Here is a 19,325-nt window from a genome sequence, read left to right on the forward strand (position 1 = left end):
ATGGTTCATACTGCTCTACTGATTATCGATATGCAAAAAGCATTTGATAGACCTATTTGGGGAGAACGAAACAACCCTCAAGCTGAACATCAAGCATTGAGGGTACTGGGATACTTTCGTAAACACGGTCTTCCAGTCCTACACATTCAACACATATCTGATAATCCCCAGTCGCAATTTCATAACAAACAAAATCAGAAGTTTAAAAGTGGATTTGAACCAGTTGCTTCCGAACCTGTCTTTCAAAAAACGGTTAATAGCGCCTTTATTGGAACAAATCTTGAAACCTATTTACGAAAAAATCAGATTAGTCATTTAGTTGTTGTTGGTCTGACGCTGCCTCATTGTGTATCTACTACGACACGAATGGCAGCAAATCTTGGTTTTGAAGTCATATTACTAGCAGATGCTACTGCCAGTTTTACCCTATCTAACAAAAACGGTCAGGCCATCTCTCCTAAGACTATCCATGAAATTAATCTCCTTTCTCTACAGGATGAATTCGCTCAAATTCTTACTACAGAAGAATTTTTAACCCAAGTATAAGTATAAAATAATCCGTCGACTCTTATTGAGCTGACGGATTTTCTTTAATTGTAAAAATTCAAATACTGAGAGTTACTATTGACTCAAAGCAACACTGGAAACCTTACCATCCGCTCCTGTTGTAATTTGGATGATTTTTCCTCCACCAATTTTGGCATTATACTTACCATCATCAAGAGTATAAGAATAGCCTTTGAGAGAGTAATTTTCTTTCTTTCCATCGGAAGATTCTACTGTGAATTGACCGCCAGATGAAACTGTGATGGTTTCGCCATTGGCTCCCTTCCAGTTACCCGCTGCAGCTGAGAAATCACCATCTACCATGGTTAAAATACCCTTATAGCGTTTATTTTGCTCTGCTTGTTTGTCTTGAAGTTTGCGGTCAGTTGTAGGATTATAGCTTGATTGGTTAGACTGGGCTTGAGAACCTTGCTGAGTTGACGGAGCCTGAGCAGGAGTTTGTTGGCTAGCTACCTGTTGATTAGACACTTCATGACCTTGTCTTTGCTCTGGTGCAGGTGTCGCTTGTGATGGCGTTGCACTTGCTGAAGACTGGTCAGTAGACGCCTTGGCCTTTTCAGATAAAGCTGAACTTGAGGACTTCTGAGTCTTGCTTTCTTTGTTAGAAGAAGTTGCTTTAGAACTTGATGATTGACTTGTCTTAGCAGAACTGCTTGCTTGAGTTGTTTCCTTTTTATTTCCACAAGCTCCTAATAGTAGGGTAGAAGCCAATACAGTTACTGTCATCAATTTGATATAGGTTTTCTTTTTCATTTTTCTACTCCTTTGTAATATTTTAGAAATATAAAGAAATCTTTTTGTAATATAACTGTAACATTGGGGTTTAAATATGTCAACAATTTATCTAAACTATTTTAAAAATCTTAAATACTTTAGATACATTTACTCCTCCTACTCTTCTATTCGTAATAAAACAGAAAAACAGAAGATTTTCCTATTAAAAATTTGAATTTTTTGTGTGAACGCTTTTATTGTATTAGAAAAAGGAATATAATAACATTGAAATAGAATATAGGAGGTGCACTCTTATGCTAAATAAGTATTATAAGTATCTTCCTTGAGTGATTTTGGAAGCTTTCTGTTCTTATCAATCTGCAGTTCGTTACGCTCATACTACATTTGATTTATTTTACCTAATAACCATTTTTATGATTGTAGATATAGCTTTATTGTACTTACACGAAACCTATTTAAAATATAAATACAAAGATTTATTCATTCGCATCATGAGCAATTCTAAGAAAGATATCCAACCCTAAAAGCAGTCGCAACAGCAAAACCATCTCATGATGGTACATAAAAAGGTCGGGAACTTTTCCCGACCTCGCTTTTTATGCAATATCAAATTTTAACTGGCCTGCTTTAACACCAATCTTAAGTGTGCTGCCTGCCACTAATTCTCCCTTGAGAAGGAGTTCTGCTAACTTGTCTTCCACTTCTGTTTGCAGGGTTCTGCGAAGTGGACGAGCTCCCATCTCTGGGTCATATCCTTGATTTGCCAATAATTTCAGTGCGGAAGCTTGTAATTTCAAGTCAATTCCTTTTTCAGCCAAACTTGCCACTAAAGGTTTGACCATAATCTTCACTACTTCCTGCATATGGTCGCTAGATAGGCTATGGAAGACCACCTTTTCATCAATACGGTTGATAAACTCTGGTCTATAAGCCTTTTTCAACTCTTCAAACATGCGTTTTTCCATATTCTCCTGGTCAAAACGAATGTCCTTGGCCCCAAAACCAACAGTCTTGTCATCCCGAAGGGCTGTCGCACCAAGGTTTGATGTCATGATGATAATGGTATTTGAAAAGTCGACCTTGCGTCCCTTACTATCAGTCAATACACCGTCATCCAAAACTTGCAAGAGGACATTAAAGATATCTGGGTGAGCCTTCTCTACCTCGTCAAAGAGGAGAACGGAGTATGGTTTGTTGCGGACCTTCTCGGTCAACTCCCCACCTTCTTCATAACCCACATAGCCCGGAGGAGCTCCATTGAGACGGCTGGCTGCGAATTTCTCCATATACTCACTCATATCAAAGCGAATAAGAGCTGATTCGTCATCAAAAAGAACTTCTGCTAGAGCCTTAGCCAATTCGGTCTTCCCGACACCTGTGGGTCCTAGGAACATAAAGGAGCCAATCGGACGCTTGTGACTACGAATACCAGACTGATTGCGGCGAATCGCACGGCTAATGCTTGAAACAGCTTGATCTTGACCGATGACACGTTTGTGCAGTTCAGCTTCCAAGTTTAAGTATTTCTTAGCATCAGTCTGAGTCAGTTTTTGGACTGGAATACCTGACAAGCGACTCAAGGTGGTCAAAATATCAGACTCTGTCACCAAGTCTTTATAGACAGGCACTTCCTCTTCTTTTGCAATTAGCTGGGCTGCCTGTTTCCATTTGCCATCCATCAATGCCTTGTCAGCTAGACTCAAACCTGAATCGTCTGCTTTTACATGCTTTGCCTTATTTTGCACTGTTGCTGCTGCCTCATCCAAGAGATCGATAGCAGAATCTGGCAAATGGCGACTAGTCAAGTAACGATGGGCCATCTTGACGGCTGTTTCAACAGCTTCATCTGTGATTTGCACACGGTGATGTTGCTCATAAGTCGGCTTCAAGCCTTGCAAAATGGTCATGCTATCTGCCACACTTGGCTCTTCAATCGTCACTTTGGCGAAACGACGAGAAAGAGCTGCGTCTTTTTCAATATGTTTTTGGTATTCTTCCTGAGTGGTCGCACCAACCGTTCTCAAAGTTCCACGCGCCAAGGCTGGCTTCAAGATATTGGCCGCATCCAGAGTTGAATCAATCCCACTCCCAGAACCCATGATAGTGTGGAGTTCATCAATAAAGAGAATGACTTGACCATCTTCTTCAACATCCTTGATGATATTATTCATACGCTCTTCGAAGTCACCACGGAAGCGTGTCCCTGCCACGACATTCATCAAATCAAGCTCTAACACGCGCATCTTAGCCATTTCCGCAGGCACATCCCCACTAGCAATACGCTGAGCCAAACCAAGCGCCAGAGCTGTTTTCCCGACACCCGCATCTCCAACCAAGACAGGATTATTCTTGGTTTTCCGGCTCAAAATTTGAATCATACGTGAGATTTCCTTATCCCTACCGATAACTGGCTCTAACTTGCCAGAACGCGCTTGCTCTGTCAAATCATGCGTATAGTCCTCGAGACCACCACTCGGAGTCTGGGGCATCCCCATCATATTAGCCATAGAATTTTGCTTGTCAGCTACTGTACGATGGCGTTGACGTAGAGCTTTGAGGTCTTCGCGAGTCCAGCCTGCTCGTTCTTCTAAATTTCGACGAAGGGCTGCAATCTTGACCTGATCTTTCTTGTCTTCATAAGAAAAACCTGCCCTCTCCAAGATACGAGTCGCCAAGGCATTGCCATCATGCAAAATCGCATAAAGGAGGTGCTCTGTCCCTAGCACCTTAGCATGGACCACTGACGCTACATACTCTGCTTCGTCAAAAAGAACCTGCAAACGATGGGAGAACGGCAATTCCGTAAAGGTTTCATCCTGGCTATAGTCCGTTTCAGTCAGCTCCAAAGCCACCTCTTCTAAACGGTCCATCTCATATGGATAATCATTTAAAGTTGCCCCTGCCACACTATAACTGTGATTAGACATGGCAATCAACAAGTGCCAAGACTCTAGGTAACGAGCTCCAAAATGGCCAGCAACCATGTAGGCACTTTCGATACATTCATTCAATGCTTTTGAATAGTTCATCTTACTTCCCTTTTCTATCTACCTCTTGTATGACCTGTCGTAACATATTAGCACGAACAACTGGAGCTTCTTCTCCTAGAACACGATCCAAAGCTACTGATACTAGCAAATTCATCTCCTGCTTGGTCATCAATTCCTGCTCAACCAAAAGCTGCAGAATATCCTCATAAATTTCTTGACTGACCCTCTCACCAATTGAGTAAAGCAGCTCCCTGAGCATTTCATGATGACTAGAAAACTCAATCCGTCCTATACGAATATAGCCTCCGCCACCACGCTTACTTTCAACCAAGTAGCCTCTACTTTCCGTAAAGCGTGTCTTGATCACATAGTTAATCTGACTAGGAACAACCTGAAAAGTATCTGCCAACTGACTACGTTGCAACTCCACGATACCAGATTGATCTAAAATCGCCTTGATGTAGGCCTCAATATGATCCGATGTATTTTTAAATCTCATTACAAACCCACCTCTCTTTAAACCTTGACTATCTTTGACTATTATACCGAAATTTTCTTATTTTTAAAAGAAAAAGGGCGCTGGTAAAGGATAATCTTCACCAACTCCCTATTTTTCTACTTATCTAAGCCTAATTCTGCCAAGATTTGACGTTTGTAGGCAATCTTTTGGACTTCCTTGTCCTCATCTTCAGACCAATCTAGTTTAATTTCTGAAACAATCTGCCCAGGGCGATTTTTCAAGATATAGATGCGGTCGCTGAGACTGAGAGCCTCCTCGATACTATGCGTGATAATCAATGTTGTCAGTTGTAACTGCTTGTGAATCTCCAGATACCAAGCGTGGAGTTCCATCTTGGTCATCTCATCCAAAGCGCTAAAGGCCTCATCCAAGAGAAAGAGCTTGTGCCCGAAAAGGTAGGTTCGAAGCAAGGCTACACGCTGGCGCATCCCGCCGCTGAGTTCATGAGGATACTTGTCCCGTACAGCTGTCAACTGGAAGGTCGCAAGAATTTCATCCGCTCGGGCAATAGCTTCTGCCTTATCCACTTTTTGAATCAAGAGGGGCAGAATGATATTACCAAGAACTATTTTGTGCTCCAAGAGCAAGTCCTTTTGCAACATATAACTCACGCGCCCCTTGGGATTTTCTTCACCATCAAGGACAATTCGCCCTGACTGGACTTCTAAAATACCAGCGATTAGATTAAAGAGGGTGGTCTTTCCAACACCACTTGGGCCTAGGATAGAAACCACTTCACCTGAAGTCACTTTCAGATTGATATCCTCTAAAATCCTCTCTTGACCATAGGCATAACTGACGTGTTCTAGTCTAATTTCTGTCATTATTTCACAAATTCGTTGGTGAAGCCTTTGTCTGTCAAGTCTTCTTTAAGGATACCATTTTCTTTATCCCATTTGTAGAAGGCGTTCCAGCGAGCTGCATCAAATTGACCCCATTTTTCCTTGTCGCTTGCGTATTCTTTTGACAAGTATTTTTGAGATTCGATGACAAAGTCACGTTTTTCCTGCAGTTCAGGTGCATTCTTGATGAGGATATCTGCAGCTTCCTCTGGGTGTTCCATAGCGTATTGGTAGCCTTTTTTGATGGCTTGGATGACTTTACGAGCTTCTTCTTTGTTGTCTTTCAAATAGTCGTTGTTGGCGATGATAACTGGTGAGTAGTAGTCAAATTCTTTAACGTAGTCTTTCAAGTACATGAAATTAGCATCTACACCTTGAGATTTGGCAAGGATACCATCCCAACCGTAGTAGATCCAAGCAGTGTCAAATACTCCATTGGCAATCGGTGTGATAGAGTTTGAATCGTTGTTTGGTACTTTTTCGACTTTATCAAAGTCCCCACCTTGTGACTCTACCAATGTTTTCAACATAGCAAGTTCAGTTGGGTCATTCCAAGTTCCGTATTTCTTACCAACCAAGTCCTTTGGACTGCTTACATTATCAGATTTACGAGAGATGATTCCTGATGTATTGTGTTCTACGATAGCTGCAACGGCAGTAATTCCTGCACCTTTTTCCAATTTTTTAGCCATGTAGTCTTGGAAATACACTGCAAATGGTGCCTTACCATTGATAACCAAATCAGAAGAACTTTCTTCTGGTGGCAATTTCAAATCAACATCCACTCCAGCTTCTTTGAAATAACCTTTTTCCTTGGCCACATAAAGCCCTGTGTGGTTGGTATTTGGTGTCCAGTCTAGGATAAAGTCAATCTTCTTGAGTTCTACCTCTTTGTTATCCTTAGAAGCAGTTCCTTGGCCACAGGCCACAAGCACAACAGCTACAAGAGCTGTCACAAGCGTTAAAAACACTTTCCATGTTTTTTTCATTTTGATTTCCTCTTTTCTTTTTCAGAAACATTCTCATTCTACGAACGTTTCCATTTAATAACATATTTTTCACTGACATCGACCAATTTCATACCAAGAAGGCTGATAATCGATACCAGAATAATAATAGCAAACATAGTATCATACTGAAACAGTTTCTTGGACTGAATCATGTAGACACCTAGTCCTTCAAAGCCTCCCAACCACTCAGATACCACTGTTGTGATAAAAGCGTAGGAGACACTGACCCTCAGACCTGCATAAAAGTAAGGCAGGCTGACTGGAATTTTAAAATGCCATAGGATTTGCCAAGGCTTGGCCCACATCAGACTAAACAAGGTCAGCATATCCTTGTCACAATGCCTAAAACCGTCCAAAATACTGACGATGATTGGAAAGGTTGTCGTCAAGATAATCAAGACAATCTTGGGCAAAATCCCATAACCTAACCACAAGACCAGAATAGGGGCTATGGCAATAGTCGGGATAGTCTGAACAACCACCATCATAGGGTAAATCAGGTCATTAAGCCAAGTCAAACTATCCATGAGCACAGCCATGAGACAGGCAATCAAGACTCCCAAAATTAGACCTAGCAAAGCCACTCTCAAGGTCGCCCAGCTATGGTGCCAGAGAAATTCTCTATCACGAACAAAGGACTGGAGAATTTCAAGAGGTGTCGGCAGGATAAACTTGGGGAGAAGTTTAAGAAAACCTGCTAACTGCCAGATTGACAAGATCCCTAGAAAACCCAATAAACTAATGTGTCGTCTCAGTATACTTTTCAAGTTTCTCATCAATACTTAAAATATCTCCTACATTTATTTTGACATTGGCAAAGACATTGTCTGCCTCCTGCCCTGCTACTTCCAGCGCTTCTTTAAGAATGCGCATGAGCTCATCAAATTCCCCTTCCAAGACCGTTTCAAATGGTGTCACCACCATGGTCACGGACTGAGCTTGCAGATAAGCAATGACTTGATCGATAACAGCAATCCGATCAATCCCCTGTACTAGGGGTAAAACTTGCAAGGCAATGCTTGCTTTCATAAAAACCTCCTCTTCTCGTTTTCCTTTTTACAAAAAGAAAAACCTTTACCATATATGGAAAAAGGTCAAGAATAGACTAAGTATCGTTCCCTACGCTGGCATTACCCAGATCAGGTGCGGTCGAAGTTTAACACTTCCTCTCAGACTGTACACAGACTCCCATATATTATATGGACATATGATAGCGCAAAATAAAAAAAATGTCAAGGAAACTGCTTACAGAAAAGAGCAGGAAAAATTTCCTACTCCAATTTTCTATACTCGTTCTCCATCACTATTTACTCTATAGCCATCCACCGTCGTATTGACAGCTAAGGCACCTGAAGAGTAAGAATAATACCACTTACCAGACACTTGATACCAACCTGTTTTCATCGCCCCTGAACCATCCAGATAATACCAAACCCCATTTTCCTTTAACCAACCTGTCTGCATTTCACCAGATGAATTCAAATAATACCAGCTAGAACCATCCTTTAACCAGCCTGTTGATTTAGATCCATTTGATTTGAAATGATACCAACTACCATTTATTTTCTTCCAACCGACAGTTGAACTACTATTGGATCCATAGTTAGAGCTATTTCCTGATTGATTCTGATAATTCTGTGAAGAATTCACCTCCTCTAGCTGAATATAACGACGACTCCCACTATAAGATATATAACTCAACCACTTGTATCCATCTTTTTCAAGTATCTGATCATAATGAACACTCTCACCTGGAGAATAATAGGCAATTGAAGTTGCACTAGCTAAAGGTTGATTTTTAATAGCTGCCTTATTCTTAAAATAATGTGTTCCTCCTGAAGAAGACAAAGGTTGACTATTGAATACGTTGCTACTACTTACGACATTCCCTCCATCCAAATCTTTAAAATGAATAAATCCTGTCATTGTATTCGCTTTTATAATTCGTTTATTGTAGGAGCCTGTATAACCATAGTTGTATTCCTCAATTTCTATATTATCCCCCATTACATTTGAAACCCAAGCAACATGACCATATCCTCCTGCAGTAGACCAAGCAATAGATCCAATCGTTGGTACACTATCTACACGATAGCCTTCACGACGAGCACGATAGCCCCATTCATTCGCATTTCCATAAGCTCCTGGAATCTCAAAACCATTGACACTACTCAAGCGAAAGGCTGCAAATGAAGTACACTGACGAGAGTACATGCGCCACTTGTCAATCTCCTGGCTCCCATTTTTATAGTAAGAAGGATAATCATCTCCACGCGCAATCGACCCATTTCCTCCGGAATAGGCAGATACACTATCACCAGTTGCTAGCATCAATCCTACTAATAAAAAGGGAACAACCTTTTTTACTGATTTTCTAAAAGAAAATCCTGTCTCTGTTACTTTGAATGGTAAAACTTTCATTCTTCCTCCTTGAAAATAATATAAATCGAAGATTACCTTCACTTAAATTATTCGGAGAAAAAAGAAAAAGTGAGAAAATTTCTCACTTTAGTCCAAATAATGAATCAAATTCTTTTCTGTAAGGATATCTGAGTAAGTAAAGGATTCAACATAAACATTAGCTTGTTTATCTCCTTCAACGTTCCCAAACTCCACGATAAATAGGGATGGATAAACCTCAATTAGCTTACCCAATCTATTTTTTTGGCGCTTACGTCCATTTTCCAAAGTCATTTCAATTACATGACCCTCATGTGCCTTGATTTCTTCTTTGATTTTTTTCATCTTAGCTACATCTGTAAATGCATCTGTCATCTTATTTCCTCCCTTTTTGAGATACTTGAAAATTTATTGTATTCTTTTTGAAAAATTAATTCCACTGTTCCACGAGCTCCACTACGGTTTTTCTCAATAATAACTTCTACCTTATTATTTGGTATGCCTTCCTCTTCTTCACCACCACGCTCATAGTAGTCGTCGCGATAAAGAAAGGCTACGATATCAGCATCCTGCTCGATAGATCCCGATTCACGAATATCAGATAGGACCGGTCTCTTATCCTGACGTTGTTCTACACCACGAGACAACTGACTCAGAGCAATTACTGGAACCTTCAGTTCCTTAGCTAAAATTTTCAACTGACGTGAAATTTCTGAAACCTCTTGTTGACGATTTTCCCGACCAGTTCCCGTGATAAGCTGCAAATAGTCTATCAAAATCAAACCAAGATTTCCAGTTTCTTGAGCAAGTTTGCGTGAGCGAGAACGAATTTCCGTGATTCGAATCCCTGGTGTATCATCGATATAGATACTCGCGTTGGCTAGATTCCCTTGAGCAATGGTATACTTTTGCCATTCCTCATCGGTCAATTGCCCCGTACGGATAGAATGGGATTCCACCAAACCTTCTGCCGCCAACATACGATCCACTAGACTTTCCGCACCCATTTCCAGTGAAAAAATAGCAACCGTTTTGTCCAACTTAGTCCCAATGTTCTGAGCGATATTCAAGGCAAAGGCTGTCTTACCAACCGCCGGACGAGCTGCTAAGATAATCAACTCCTCCTCATGAAGACCAGTCGTCATATGATCTAAATCACGATAGCCTGTCGCAATACCTGTAATATCGGTCGTTTGTTGCGAGCGAGCTTCCAGATTTCCAAAGTTGACATTCAATACATCTCGAATGTTCTTAAATCCACTTCGATTAGCATTTTCACTGACATCAATCAGTCCTTTTTCTGCCTGAGCAATGATTTCATCAGCTGGTTGCGAAGCCTCGTAAGCTTGATTGACAGACTCTGTCAACTTGGCGATTAAGCGCCGTAGCATAGCCTTTTCTGCAACAATCTTAGCATAATACTCCGCATTAGCAGAAGTTGGCACAGAATTGACAATCTCAACTAAGTAAGACAAGCCACCAATATTCTGCAAATCACCTTGATTATCAAGAATGGTACGAACCGTTGTTGCATCTATAGCATCACCACGGTCGGATAAATCGACCATAGCTTGGAAAATCAAACGATGGGCATACCTAAAAAAGTCCCGAGACTCAATATATTCTCGCACAAAAACAAGCTTACTCTCGTCAATAAAGATAGCCCCTAAAACGGATTGCTCAGCTAAGATATCTTGAGGTTGTACTCGTAACTCTTCTACTTCTGCCATCAGACTTCCCTTCCTTTTACAATCTTGTCAAGAAAGTGTAAATTTACCCTTCTTTCACACGAAGATTGATCACACTTGTGATATCTTGATAGATTTTCACTGGTACATCAATCAAACCAACTGCTCGAATAGGAGCTTGTACTTGAATATGACGTTTATCAATCTTAATTCCAAATTGCTTTTGCAATTCTTCTGCAATTTTCTTATTGGTAATAGAACCAAAGGTACGGCCATCTGGACCAACCTTTTCAACGAATTCTACAACCGTTTCTTCTGCTTCAAGTTGAGCTTTAATTGCTTTTGCTTCTGCAATCATCTCAGCGTGAGCTTTCTCTTCGGATTTTTGTTTACCACGAAGTTCACCTACAGCTTGAGCAGTTGCTTCTTTGGCTAGGTTCTTTTTGATAAGAAAGTTTTGCGCATACCCTGTTGGTACTTCCTTAATTTCGCCTTTTTTACCTTTTCCTTTGACATCTGCTAAAAAGATTACTTTCATTCTTCTTTCTCCTTTTCCTTTATTTCATTTAATACAATTTCTGTCAGTTTTTCACCTGCTTCTGACAAGGTTAAATCCTTAATTTGAGCTGCTGCTAAATTAAAGTGACCTCCACCTCCCAGCTCTTCCATAATCCGTTGTACATTCAATTTACTACGACTTCGAGCTGAGATAGAGATAAATCCTTGTGTATTCTTCGCAAGAACAAAACTCGCTTCAATACCTGACATAGCTAACATGGCATCTGCTGCCTTACTAATAACAACTGTATCATAGCATTTCGAGTCCTTAGCCTCTGCTATGAGTACATCTGAACCTAATTTACGCCCCTGTAAAATAAGTTCATTGACCTCACGATATTCTTCAAAATCGGTCGCAGCCATTTCCTGGATAGCAATACTATCACTTCCGCGCGTTCTGAGATAGCTAGCAACATCAAATGTTCGACTGGTCACTCGCGAGGTAAAATTTTTAGTATCCAGCATCATACCAGCCATCAAGACACTTGCTTGCATACGAGTCAGACGATTCTTCTTAGAATTTTGGAACTGAATCAATTCTGTTACCAACTCACTGGCACTACTTGCACCACTTTCGATATAAGTGATAACTGCATTATCTGGAAAATCCTGATCCCGTCTGTGGTGGTCAATAACGATGGTTTGGGTAAATAAATCATAAAAATCTTTTGATAAAGTTAAAGCTGTCTTTGAATGGTCTACAAGAATCAACAAAGAACGATTGGTCACCATCCCCATTGCGTCCTTAACAGACAACAACTTTGTAACTCCTTCTTTTTCTAAGAATGAAACAGCTCGTTCAATATCCGGCGACATTTGTTCTTCGTCATAAAGAGCATAGCTATTTTCAGTCACATTGCTGGCAAATAACTGCATACCTACAGCAGAACCCAAAGCATCCATATCTAGATTTTTGTGACCAACTACAAAAACCTGATCCACACTCCGAATCTTATCTGAAATAGCTGTCATCATAGCGCGCGTACGGGTACGGGTACGCTTGATTGAGGCAGCAGACCCACCACCAAAATAAACTGGATTTTTCGTTTCGTCGTTTTCCTTGACAACCACCTGGTCGCCACCACGCACTTCAGCCAAGTTCAAGTTGAGCAATGCAACTTTCCCTATCTCATCATGATTTCCATCACCATAAGAAAATCCCATACTTAAAGTCAAGGGCAACTGTCTCTGTTTCGCCTCTTCTCTGAAAGCATCGATAACAGAAAATTTATCATTCATTAGTCCCTCAAGTACCGTGTAGTCCGTAAATAGATAAAAACGGTCCATACTCACTCGACGGGAGAACATGGCGTGTTTCCCAGCAAATTCTGAAACAAAATTGGCTACAAAACTGTTAATATGACTGATATCAGACTCCGATGTTTCATCTTCTAAGTCATCATAGTTGTCAACAGAAACAATCCCAATCACAGGTCGACTCGTTACTAACTCAACAGTCGCTTCGTATTCTCCAGACACATCAAAGAAGTAAAGAACTCCAGATACCTTGTCCATATGAACCGAATAGCGGGTCTCACCTAAGGTCGCATAAGAACCTGGATTTCCTACCGATGCCTTGATAATTGTTTGAATTAATGCTACATCAATCTCGCCCACTTCATTAGTCAAAATCAATTCAGCATAAGGATTAAACCATTCAACTTCACCTGACAACAAGTCTAATTTAATAACTCCGACAGGCATCTGTTCTAACAAGGTTGTCAAACTTTCTTCAGCTTGGTGGTTTACATACTGGATTTGTTCTACTTCACTCTTTGAGTAATAATCTCTCTGATGGATGAATAATAAACTATATGAACCCAAAATAAGTAGCAAAAGAAATAGCGTTACCAGTGTATTCGTTACAAAAACAAGTTGCACAGATAGCACTCCGAACGCCACTATTCCTAATATTAAGGGGAAAATAGGACTTACATAAAATTTTTTCATTCCAAACCTCTTGGCACCCATTATACCATAATAACCACCAAAAAGCGACTTTTTAAAAGTGTAATCAGTAATTATATCAATTATAAGAAAAAGGAGGTTTACAATTCAGTAAACCTACCTTTACACATATTCCAATTAAGATTCTTTAACTTCTAAAAGACCAATTTCGCCATCCTCACGACGATAAATCACATTAGTTGTTTGATCTTCAACATCCACATAGATAAAGAAATCATGTCCCAACAAATCCATCTGTAGAATAGCTTCTTCCAAATCCATTGGTTTTAAATCAATTTGTTTTGAACGAACAACTCTAGACTGGACAACATTTGGATCTTCCACCAAAGCATCTGTAAATAATTGACTAGTTGCTACCTTATTTTTATTTTTACGCTCGATTTTTGTTTTATTTTTACGAATCTGACGTTCAATTTTATCGGTTACAAGGTCAATTGAACCATACATATCTTGAGACACATCTTCTGCACGAAGAGTAATTGATCCAAGTGGAATCGTTACCTCCACTTTAGCAGTTTTTTCACGATACACCTTCAAGTTAACTCGAGCATCCAACTCTTGTTCAGCTTGAAAATACTTTTCGATCTTTTCGAGTTTAGAAACTACATAATCACGAATTGCTTCTGTTACTTCTAGGTTTTCACCACGGATACTATATTTAATCATATGAGTACCTTCTTTCTAAACATTTTTGTTTTTCTGATTTCATTATAACGCTTTCATTTTATTTTTGCAAATTTTTTCCTCATCTTACAAGGGAAAATGTTTTTACATCCTCAGCACCAGCTTCTTCCAGCAGTTTCTTCACACGATTTATAGTTGTTCCTGTAGTATAAATATCATCTATAAGTAGGATTTTCTTAGGAATGCTGACTCCACTTTTAACAAAGAAAGGAAGTTCTGTCTCCAAGCGTTCTGAGCGACTTTTAGAAGAACTGGCTCTTTCTTCTCTTTTCTCTATTAAATCCAGATACGAAAAACCTGCTGCCTCTACCAATCCCTCAACCTGATTAAATCCCCTCTCAAGCAATCTTTCAGGACTTAGGGGAATTACAACAAATTGGTACCCTTTGTACTTTTTTAACTCCTCACTTAAAACTGAAGCAAAAACTTTTCTTAAAAGGAAGTCTCCATCAAACTTATACCGACTGAAAAAATCCTTCATAGCTTGATTGTAAATAAAAATCGCTCTATGACTGACCTCAATTCCTTCTTTACACCAAAATTGACAATCTTGACACTTTGTTGACAACCCTTTTTTCATACAGTTTGGACAATATTCTTCTCCAATCCTCTCAAAAGTAGAGTCACAATCTGAACAAAGACAAGAGTCATCATTCTTCAGAAGTAAGAGACTACTAAAAGTTAAAACAACCTTCATAGTCTGCCCACACAATAAGCACTTCATAGCCCCGCCTCCTTATTCATCTGCTGAATTTCCTTAATTGCCTTCTTGATTGAAGTATTTAACCCGTCATGGAAGAAAAGTAAATCTCCTGTAGGTCTATCCATGCTTCGTCCAACTCGTCCACCAATCTGAATCAAACTAGACTTGGTAAACAAACGATGGTTGGCCTCTACTACGAAAACATCCACGCAAGGAAAGGTAACTCCACGCTCCAATATCGTCGTACTGATAAGTATTGTCAGTTCTCCATCTCGAAAAGCTTGTACCTGCTCTAATCTATCTTCTGTTACAGAAGATACAAAGCCAATTTTCTCATTTGGAAATTGCTCCTGTAAGATTTCTTTTAGCTGCTCCCCTTTTTTAATTTCTGATGCAAAAATGAGTAACGGATAAGCTGTCTTTCTCTGCTTCTCAATATAAGATTTTAACTTTGGTGACAACCGATTTTTCTCTAAACAGTGATTAAAATCCGATAACCAAACTGGCTTAGGAATAATCAATGGATTTCCATGAAATCGTCTTGGCAAGCTCAATCGTTTTAGTTCTCCTATGCGAACCTTCCTATCTAACTCATCGGTCGAAGTCGCTGTTAAAAAGATTCTCAGTCCATTCTCCTTTACACTATTCTTGACAGCGTGGTAAAGCGTGGGATTGTCAACATAAGGAAAGGCATCTACTTCATCTACTATCAGTAAATCAAAAGCTTGATAAAATTTTAATAACTGATGGGTTGTCGCAACAACTAGTGGTGTTCTAAAATAAGGTTCCGATTCTCCATGTAGGAGGGCTATCTCACAAGCAAAATCCTTTTGCAGGCGCTTGTACAGCTCCAAACAAACATCTATTCGAGGACTAGCCAAACATACTGCACCACCCGCATTGATCACTTTAGCTACTACTTGATAAATCATCTCTGTCTTTCCAGCTCCTGTCACCGCATGTACCAAGGTTGGCTCCTGCTTGTCTACCGCTCGAATCAGTCCCTCTGACACCTTCTCTTGAAAAGAAGTTAATTGACCACGCCATTTGAGAACATCATGCTTCGGAAAAACCTCCTGCGGAAAATAGTATAAAGCTTGATCACTCCTAACTCGCTTCATAATTAAGCACTCCCGACAATAGTAAGCACCGATGGGCAAATACCATTCTTCTAGAATAGTACTATTACAACGTTGGCAGAACAATTTCCCCTTCTCCTTTCTCATTGCTGGAAGTTTCTCAGCCAACTGACGCTCCTCTTCTGTTAATTCATTCTCAGTAAACAAACGACCGAGATAATTTGGATTTACTTTCATACTTCTTTATTCGTAAAAGCCTAGCACTTTAGATGATTTTTTAGTACAATTAAATCATGGAATTTAGAACAATTAAAGAGGACGGTCAAGTCCAAGAAGAAATCAAAAAATCACGCTTTATCTGTCATGCCAAGCGTGTTTATAGCGAGGAAGAAGCTCGTGGCTTCATTACTGCTATCAAAAAAGAACACTACAAAGCTACGCATAACTGCTCAGCCTTTATTATTGGGGAACGTAGTGAAATTAAACGGACAAGTGATGATGGTGAACCCAATGGTACTGCTGGCGTTCCCATGCTTGGGGTACTAGAAAATCACAATCTTACTAATGTCTGTGTAGTAGTGACACGCTACTTTGGAGGCATTAAGCTAGGCGCTGGAGGATTGATTCGTGCTTACGCCGGCAGTGTTGCTTTAGCTGTCAAGGAAATTGGCATCATTGAAATAAAGGAACAAGCTGGCATTGCTATTCAAATGTCTTACGCTCAGTACCAAGAGTACAGTAGCTTCCTTAAGGAACATGATCTTATGGAACTTGAGACAAACTTTACAGATCAAGTCGATACGATGATTTATGTTGATAAAGAAGAAAAAGATAATATTAAAGCTGCACTGGTGGATTTTTTTAATGGAAAAGTTACTTTAACTGATAAAGGTTTACGTGAAGTTGAAATTCCTGTAAACTTAGTGTAAACAAAGGAGAAAAAGATGGCATTTGGAAAATTCATTCAAGGACTCGCTGGTAACCTTAGCGAGCAAAACAAAGAAACTCTTATCAAGGAATATGGACAATATCTACTAGAAAATGAAGAAATTCAAAGTGGATATAAACTGATTCGTGACTCAATTATATTTACAAATATCCGTATTATCTTTACAGATAAACAAGGCGCTACTGGTCGTAAGATGTCCGTTAAATCAATTTTTTTGATGAATATTGTTAACGTTGAAATGGAAACTGCAGGAGCAGGTATAGATGATAGTGAAATAACGATTACTTATCTAGAAAATATCTTTCTAAAAGCACATAATGAGCATTTTAATGCTCATAAATTTGAATTCCCTAAGAAAACGGATATCGTTCCACTTTACACCTATTTACTAGAATTAGCTTATCACAATCGCTTGAAAATTAATGGCTTAGACCTATGATATAAAAAAATCCTATCGCTCCGATAGGATTTCTATATTTTACAAATAGTATAGATAGCGTTATACTAGAAATATCTTATACAAAGAGGTATTCATATGTCTATTTATAACAACATTACTGAACTAATCGGACAAACACCGATTGTTAAACTCAACAACATAGTGCCAGAAGGTGCTGCAGACGTTTATGTAAAGCTTGAAGCATTTAACCCTGGCTCATCTGTAAAAGACCGTATTGCGCTTAGCATGATTGAAAAAGCTGAACAAGACGGTATTCTGAAACTTGGTTCTACCATTGTTGAAGCAACAAGTGGAAACACTGGTATTGGACTTTCATGGGTAGGTGCTGCTAAAGGGTATAAAGTCGTCATCGTTATGCCTGAAACGATGAGTGTAGAACGACGTAAAATTATCCAAGCTTATGGTGCTGAACTCGTCCTAACTCCTGGTAGCGAAGGAATGAAAGGTGCTATTGCCAAGGCCCAAGAAATCGCTGCTGAACGCGATGGTTTCCTTCCTCTTCAATTTGACAATCCAGCTAATCCAGAAGTACACGAAAGAACAACAGGAGCTGAGATATTAGCCGCTTTCGGTAAAGATGGATTAGATGCCTTTGTTGCTGGAGTTGGTACCGGTGGAACGATTTCTGGTGTTTCTCATGCACTCAAATCAGCAAATTCAAACATTCAAGTTTATGCAGTGGAAGCTAATGAATCTGCTATTCTATCTGGTGAAAAACCTGGTCCTCACAAAATTCAAGGTATCTCAGCTGGATTTATTCCTGATACACTTGATACAAAGGCTTATGATGGTATCGTTCGTGTAACGTCAGACGATGCTCTAGCACTAGGCCGTGAAATTGGTGGAAAAGAAGGTTTCCTTGTAGGGATTTCTTCAGCTGCAGCTATCTACGGAGCCATCGAGATTGCCAAAAAATTAGGTACAGGTAAAAAAGTCCTTGCTCTAGCACCAGATAACGGTGAACGTTATCTCTCTACAGCACTCTATGAATTTGAAGTTTAGTCTCCTAAATACAATTGGCCCTTATTATAGGGCTTTTTATTTTTACCTTGAAAATAGGAAGCTCTCCATATAGGGATCGACTGTATAGAAAAAGGAAGCAAATTTACTTCCTTTCTATAATTAGTTATTCAAGGCTGCTGCCATTGTAGCTGCAACTTCAGCCTCAAAGTCGTTTGCAGCTTTTTCGATACCTTCACCAACTTCAAAGCGAGCGAACTCAACTACTGAAGCGTTAACTGATTCAAGGTATGCTTCAACTGTCTTGCTATCATCCATGATGTAAACTTGTGCAAGAAGTGTGTAAGCTTGGTCAACTTTAGTGTTGTCAAGCATGAAGCGATCCATTTTACCTGGGATAATTTTGTCCCAGATTTTTTCTGGTTTGCCTTCTGCAGCCAACTCAGCTTTGATGTCAGCTTCAGCTTGAGCAATCACTTCATCAGTCAATTGAGATTTTGATCCATACTTCAAGTGTGGAAGAGCTGGTTTGTTAACCATTGAACGGCTTTCGTTATCTTGGTCGATAACGTGGTTCAATTGTGCCAACTCATCTTTAACGAATTGTTCATCCAATTCTTTGTAAGAAAGAACTGTTGGTTTCATCGCTGCGATGTGCATTGACAATTGTTTAGCAAGTGCTTCGTCTCCACCTTCAACCACTGAAATAACACCGATACGTCCACCGTTATGTTGGTATGCTCCAAAGTGTTGTGCGTCTGTTTTTTCAATCAATGCAAAGCGACGGAATGATATTTTTTCTCCAATAGTTGCTGTTGCAGATACGTATGCAGCTTCAAGAGTTTCACCTGAAGGCATTGTCAAAGCAAGAGCTTCTTCATTGTTAGCAGGTTTTCCTTCAGCAATAACTTTAGCTGTGGTATTTACCAATTCAACGAATTGAGCGTTTTTCGCAACGAAGTCAGTTTCAGCGTTTACTTCAATAACTGCTGCAACATTACCATTAACATAAACACCAGTCAAACCTTCTGCAGCAACACGGTCAGCTTTTTTAGCTGCCTTAGCCATACCTTTTTCACGAAGCAATTCAATCGCTTTTTCGATGTCACCGTCTGTTTCTACAAGCGCTTTTTTAGCGTCCATAACACCGGCACCAGATTTTTCACGCAACTCTTTTACAAGTTTAGCTGTAATTTCTGCCATTTTGATTCT

Annotated in this window: 21 protein-coding genes and 1 riboswitch; of the genes, 5 read left to right on the forward strand and 16 right to left on the reverse strand. The window is 39.7% G+C overall.

What is annotated here, in order from left to right; all coding sequences use genetic code 11:
* Entirely contained in the window at nucleotides 1-546 is a 546-nt protein-coding gene (locus O3601_RS06585; protein WP_371471897.1) for a cysteine hydrolase family protein, read from the forward strand.
* A gap of 75 nt (nucleotides 547-621) precedes the next feature.
* Here O3601_RS06585 and O3601_RS06590 read toward each other — a convergent pair whose 3' ends face one another.
* A complete protein-coding gene (locus tag O3601_RS06590) occupies nucleotides 622-1,320 on the reverse strand; it encodes a hypothetical protein (RefSeq protein ID WP_371471898.1) in 699 nt (232 codons plus the stop codon).
* Between the two features lie 308 nt (nucleotides 1,321-1,628).
* Between O3601_RS06590 and O3601_RS06595 the strand changes: the two genes are divergently transcribed.
* Entirely contained in the window at nucleotides 1,629-1,826 is a 198-nt protein-coding gene (locus O3601_RS06595) for a hypothetical protein (protein ID WP_371471899.1), read from the forward strand.
* 72 nt (nucleotides 1,827-1,898) lie between these two features.
* Here O3601_RS06595 and O3601_RS06600 read toward each other — a convergent pair whose 3' ends face one another.
* From O3601_RS06600 to O3601_RS06665, 14 genes are all read right to left on the reverse strand, one after another.
* On the reverse strand, nucleotides 1,899-4,331 hold the full coding sequence (locus O3601_RS06600) for an ATP-dependent Clp protease ATP-binding subunit (protein WP_371471901.1): 2,433 nt from the start codon (nucleotides 4,329-4,331) through the stop codon (nucleotides 1,899-1,901).
* A gap of 1 nt (nucleotide 4,332) precedes the next feature.
* On the reverse strand, nucleotides 4,333-4,791 hold the full coding sequence (locus tag O3601_RS06605) for a CtsR family transcriptional regulator (RefSeq protein WP_001211279.1): 459 nt from the start codon (nucleotides 4,789-4,791) through the stop codon (nucleotides 4,333-4,335).
* A gap of 116 nt (nucleotides 4,792-4,907) precedes the next feature.
* On the reverse strand, nucleotides 4,908-5,636 hold the full coding sequence (locus tag O3601_RS06610; RefSeq protein WP_371471902.1) for an ABC transporter ATP-binding protein: 729 nt from the start codon (nucleotides 5,634-5,636) through the stop codon (nucleotides 4,908-4,910).
* Nucleotides 5,636-6,643 (reverse strand): ABC transporter substrate-binding protein, encoded by a 1,008-nt coding sequence (locus O3601_RS06615; RefSeq protein WP_371471903.1) that lies wholly within the window; start codon nucleotides 6,641-6,643, stop codon nucleotides 5,636-5,638. The genes O3601_RS06610 and O3601_RS06615 overlap by 1 nt, the downstream gene beginning before the upstream one ends.
* Nucleotides 6,644-6,681: 38 nt before the next feature.
* Nucleotides 6,682-7,440: an ABC transporter permease gene (locus O3601_RS06620; protein ID WP_371471904.1), complete on the reverse strand. Its 759-nt coding sequence runs from the start codon at nucleotides 7,438-7,440 to the stop codon at nucleotides 6,682-6,684.
* Entirely contained in the window at nucleotides 7,403-7,693 is a 291-nt protein-coding gene (locus O3601_RS06625) for an MTH1187 family thiamine-binding protein (protein ID WP_371471905.1), read from the reverse strand. The genes O3601_RS06620 and O3601_RS06625 overlap by 38 nt, the downstream gene beginning before the upstream one ends.
* Nucleotides 7,694-7,763: 70 nt before the next feature.
* A riboswitch (TPP riboswitch) is annotated at nucleotides 7,764-7,866 on the reverse strand.
* Nucleotides 7,867-7,948: 82 nt separating this feature from the next.
* A complete protein-coding gene (gene cbpD, locus O3601_RS06630; RefSeq protein WP_371471906.1) occupies nucleotides 7,949-9,085 on the reverse strand; it encodes a choline binding-anchored murein hydrolase CbpD in 1,137 nt (378 codons plus the stop codon).
* A gap of 87 nt (nucleotides 9,086-9,172) precedes the next feature.
* On the reverse strand, nucleotides 9,173-9,439 hold the full coding sequence (locus O3601_RS06635; protein ID WP_000128619.1) for a Veg family protein: 267 nt from the start codon (nucleotides 9,437-9,439) through the stop codon (nucleotides 9,173-9,175).
* A complete protein-coding gene (dnaB, locus tag O3601_RS06640) occupies nucleotides 9,436-10,794 on the reverse strand; it encodes a replicative DNA helicase (RefSeq protein ID WP_371471907.1) in 1,359 nt (452 codons plus the stop codon). The genes O3601_RS06635 and dnaB overlap by 4 nt, the downstream gene beginning before the upstream one ends.
* 43 nt (nucleotides 10,795-10,837) lie before the next feature.
* Complete coding sequence (rplI, locus tag O3601_RS06645) at nucleotides 10,838-11,290, reverse strand: 50S ribosomal protein L9 (RefSeq protein WP_000864214.1); 453 nt, start codon at nucleotides 11,288-11,290, stop codon at nucleotides 10,838-10,840.
* Nucleotides 11,287-13,260, reverse strand: a complete 1,974-nt coding sequence (locus O3601_RS06650; RefSeq protein ID WP_371471908.1) for a DHH family phosphoesterase — start codon at nucleotides 13,258-13,260, stop codon at nucleotides 11,287-11,289. The genes rplI and O3601_RS06650 overlap by 4 nt, the downstream gene beginning before the upstream one ends.
* 135 nt (nucleotides 13,261-13,395) lie before the next feature.
* Nucleotides 13,396-13,944 carry a ribosome hibernation-promoting factor, HPF/YfiA family gene (gene hpf / locus O3601_RS06655; protein ID WP_000599100.1) on the reverse strand — a complete coding sequence of 183 codons (549 nt, stop codon included), beginning with the start codon at nucleotides 13,942-13,944 and terminating at the stop codon, nucleotides 13,396-13,398.
* 79 nt (nucleotides 13,945-14,023) lie between these two features.
* Entirely contained in the window at nucleotides 14,024-14,686 is a 663-nt protein-coding gene (locus O3601_RS06660; RefSeq protein WP_261067993.1) for a ComF family protein, read from the reverse strand.
* Complete coding sequence (locus O3601_RS06665) at nucleotides 14,683-15,981, reverse strand: DEAD/DEAH box helicase (protein ID WP_371471909.1); 1,299 nt, start codon at nucleotides 15,979-15,981, stop codon at nucleotides 14,683-14,685. Before O3601_RS06665 ends, O3601_RS06660 begins: the two co-directional genes overlap by 4 nt.
* A 56-nt stretch (nucleotides 15,982-16,037) precedes the next feature.
* On the opposite strand from O3601_RS06665, the gene O3601_RS06670 reads away from it, so the two are divergent.
* The 3 genes from O3601_RS06670 to cysK all read left to right on the forward strand — a co-directional run bounded on the left by O3601_RS06670 (nucleotide 16,038) and on the right by cysK (nucleotide 18,155).
* On the forward strand, nucleotides 16,038-16,673 hold the full coding sequence (locus O3601_RS06670) for a YigZ family protein (RefSeq protein ID WP_371471910.1): 636 nt from the start codon (nucleotides 16,038-16,040) through the stop codon (nucleotides 16,671-16,673).
* Between the two features lie 15 nt (nucleotides 16,674-16,688).
* Nucleotides 16,689-17,132, forward strand: coding sequence for a PH domain-containing protein (locus O3601_RS06675; RefSeq protein WP_371471912.1), 444 nt, complete (start codon nucleotides 16,689-16,691; stop codon nucleotides 17,130-17,132).
* Nucleotides 17,133-17,228: 96 nt separating this feature from the next.
* Complete coding sequence (gene cysK, locus O3601_RS06680) at nucleotides 17,229-18,155, forward strand: cysteine synthase A (RefSeq protein ID WP_371471915.1); 927 nt, start codon at nucleotides 17,229-17,231, stop codon at nucleotides 18,153-18,155.
* 120 nt (nucleotides 18,156-18,275) lie between these two features.
* On the opposite strand, the gene tsf is transcribed toward cysK, so the two are convergent.
* On the reverse strand, nucleotides 18,276-19,316 hold the full coding sequence (gene tsf / locus O3601_RS06685; RefSeq protein WP_371471917.1) for a translation elongation factor Ts: 1,041 nt from the start codon (nucleotides 19,314-19,316) through the stop codon (nucleotides 18,276-18,278).
* Nucleotides 19,317-19,325: the final 9 nt, after the last annotated feature.

The sequence above is a fragment of the Streptococcus sp. 20925_1_69 genome, assembly GCF_041432365.1.
Classification (GTDB): domain Bacteria; phylum Bacillota; class Bacilli; order Lactobacillales; family Streptococcaceae; genus Streptococcus.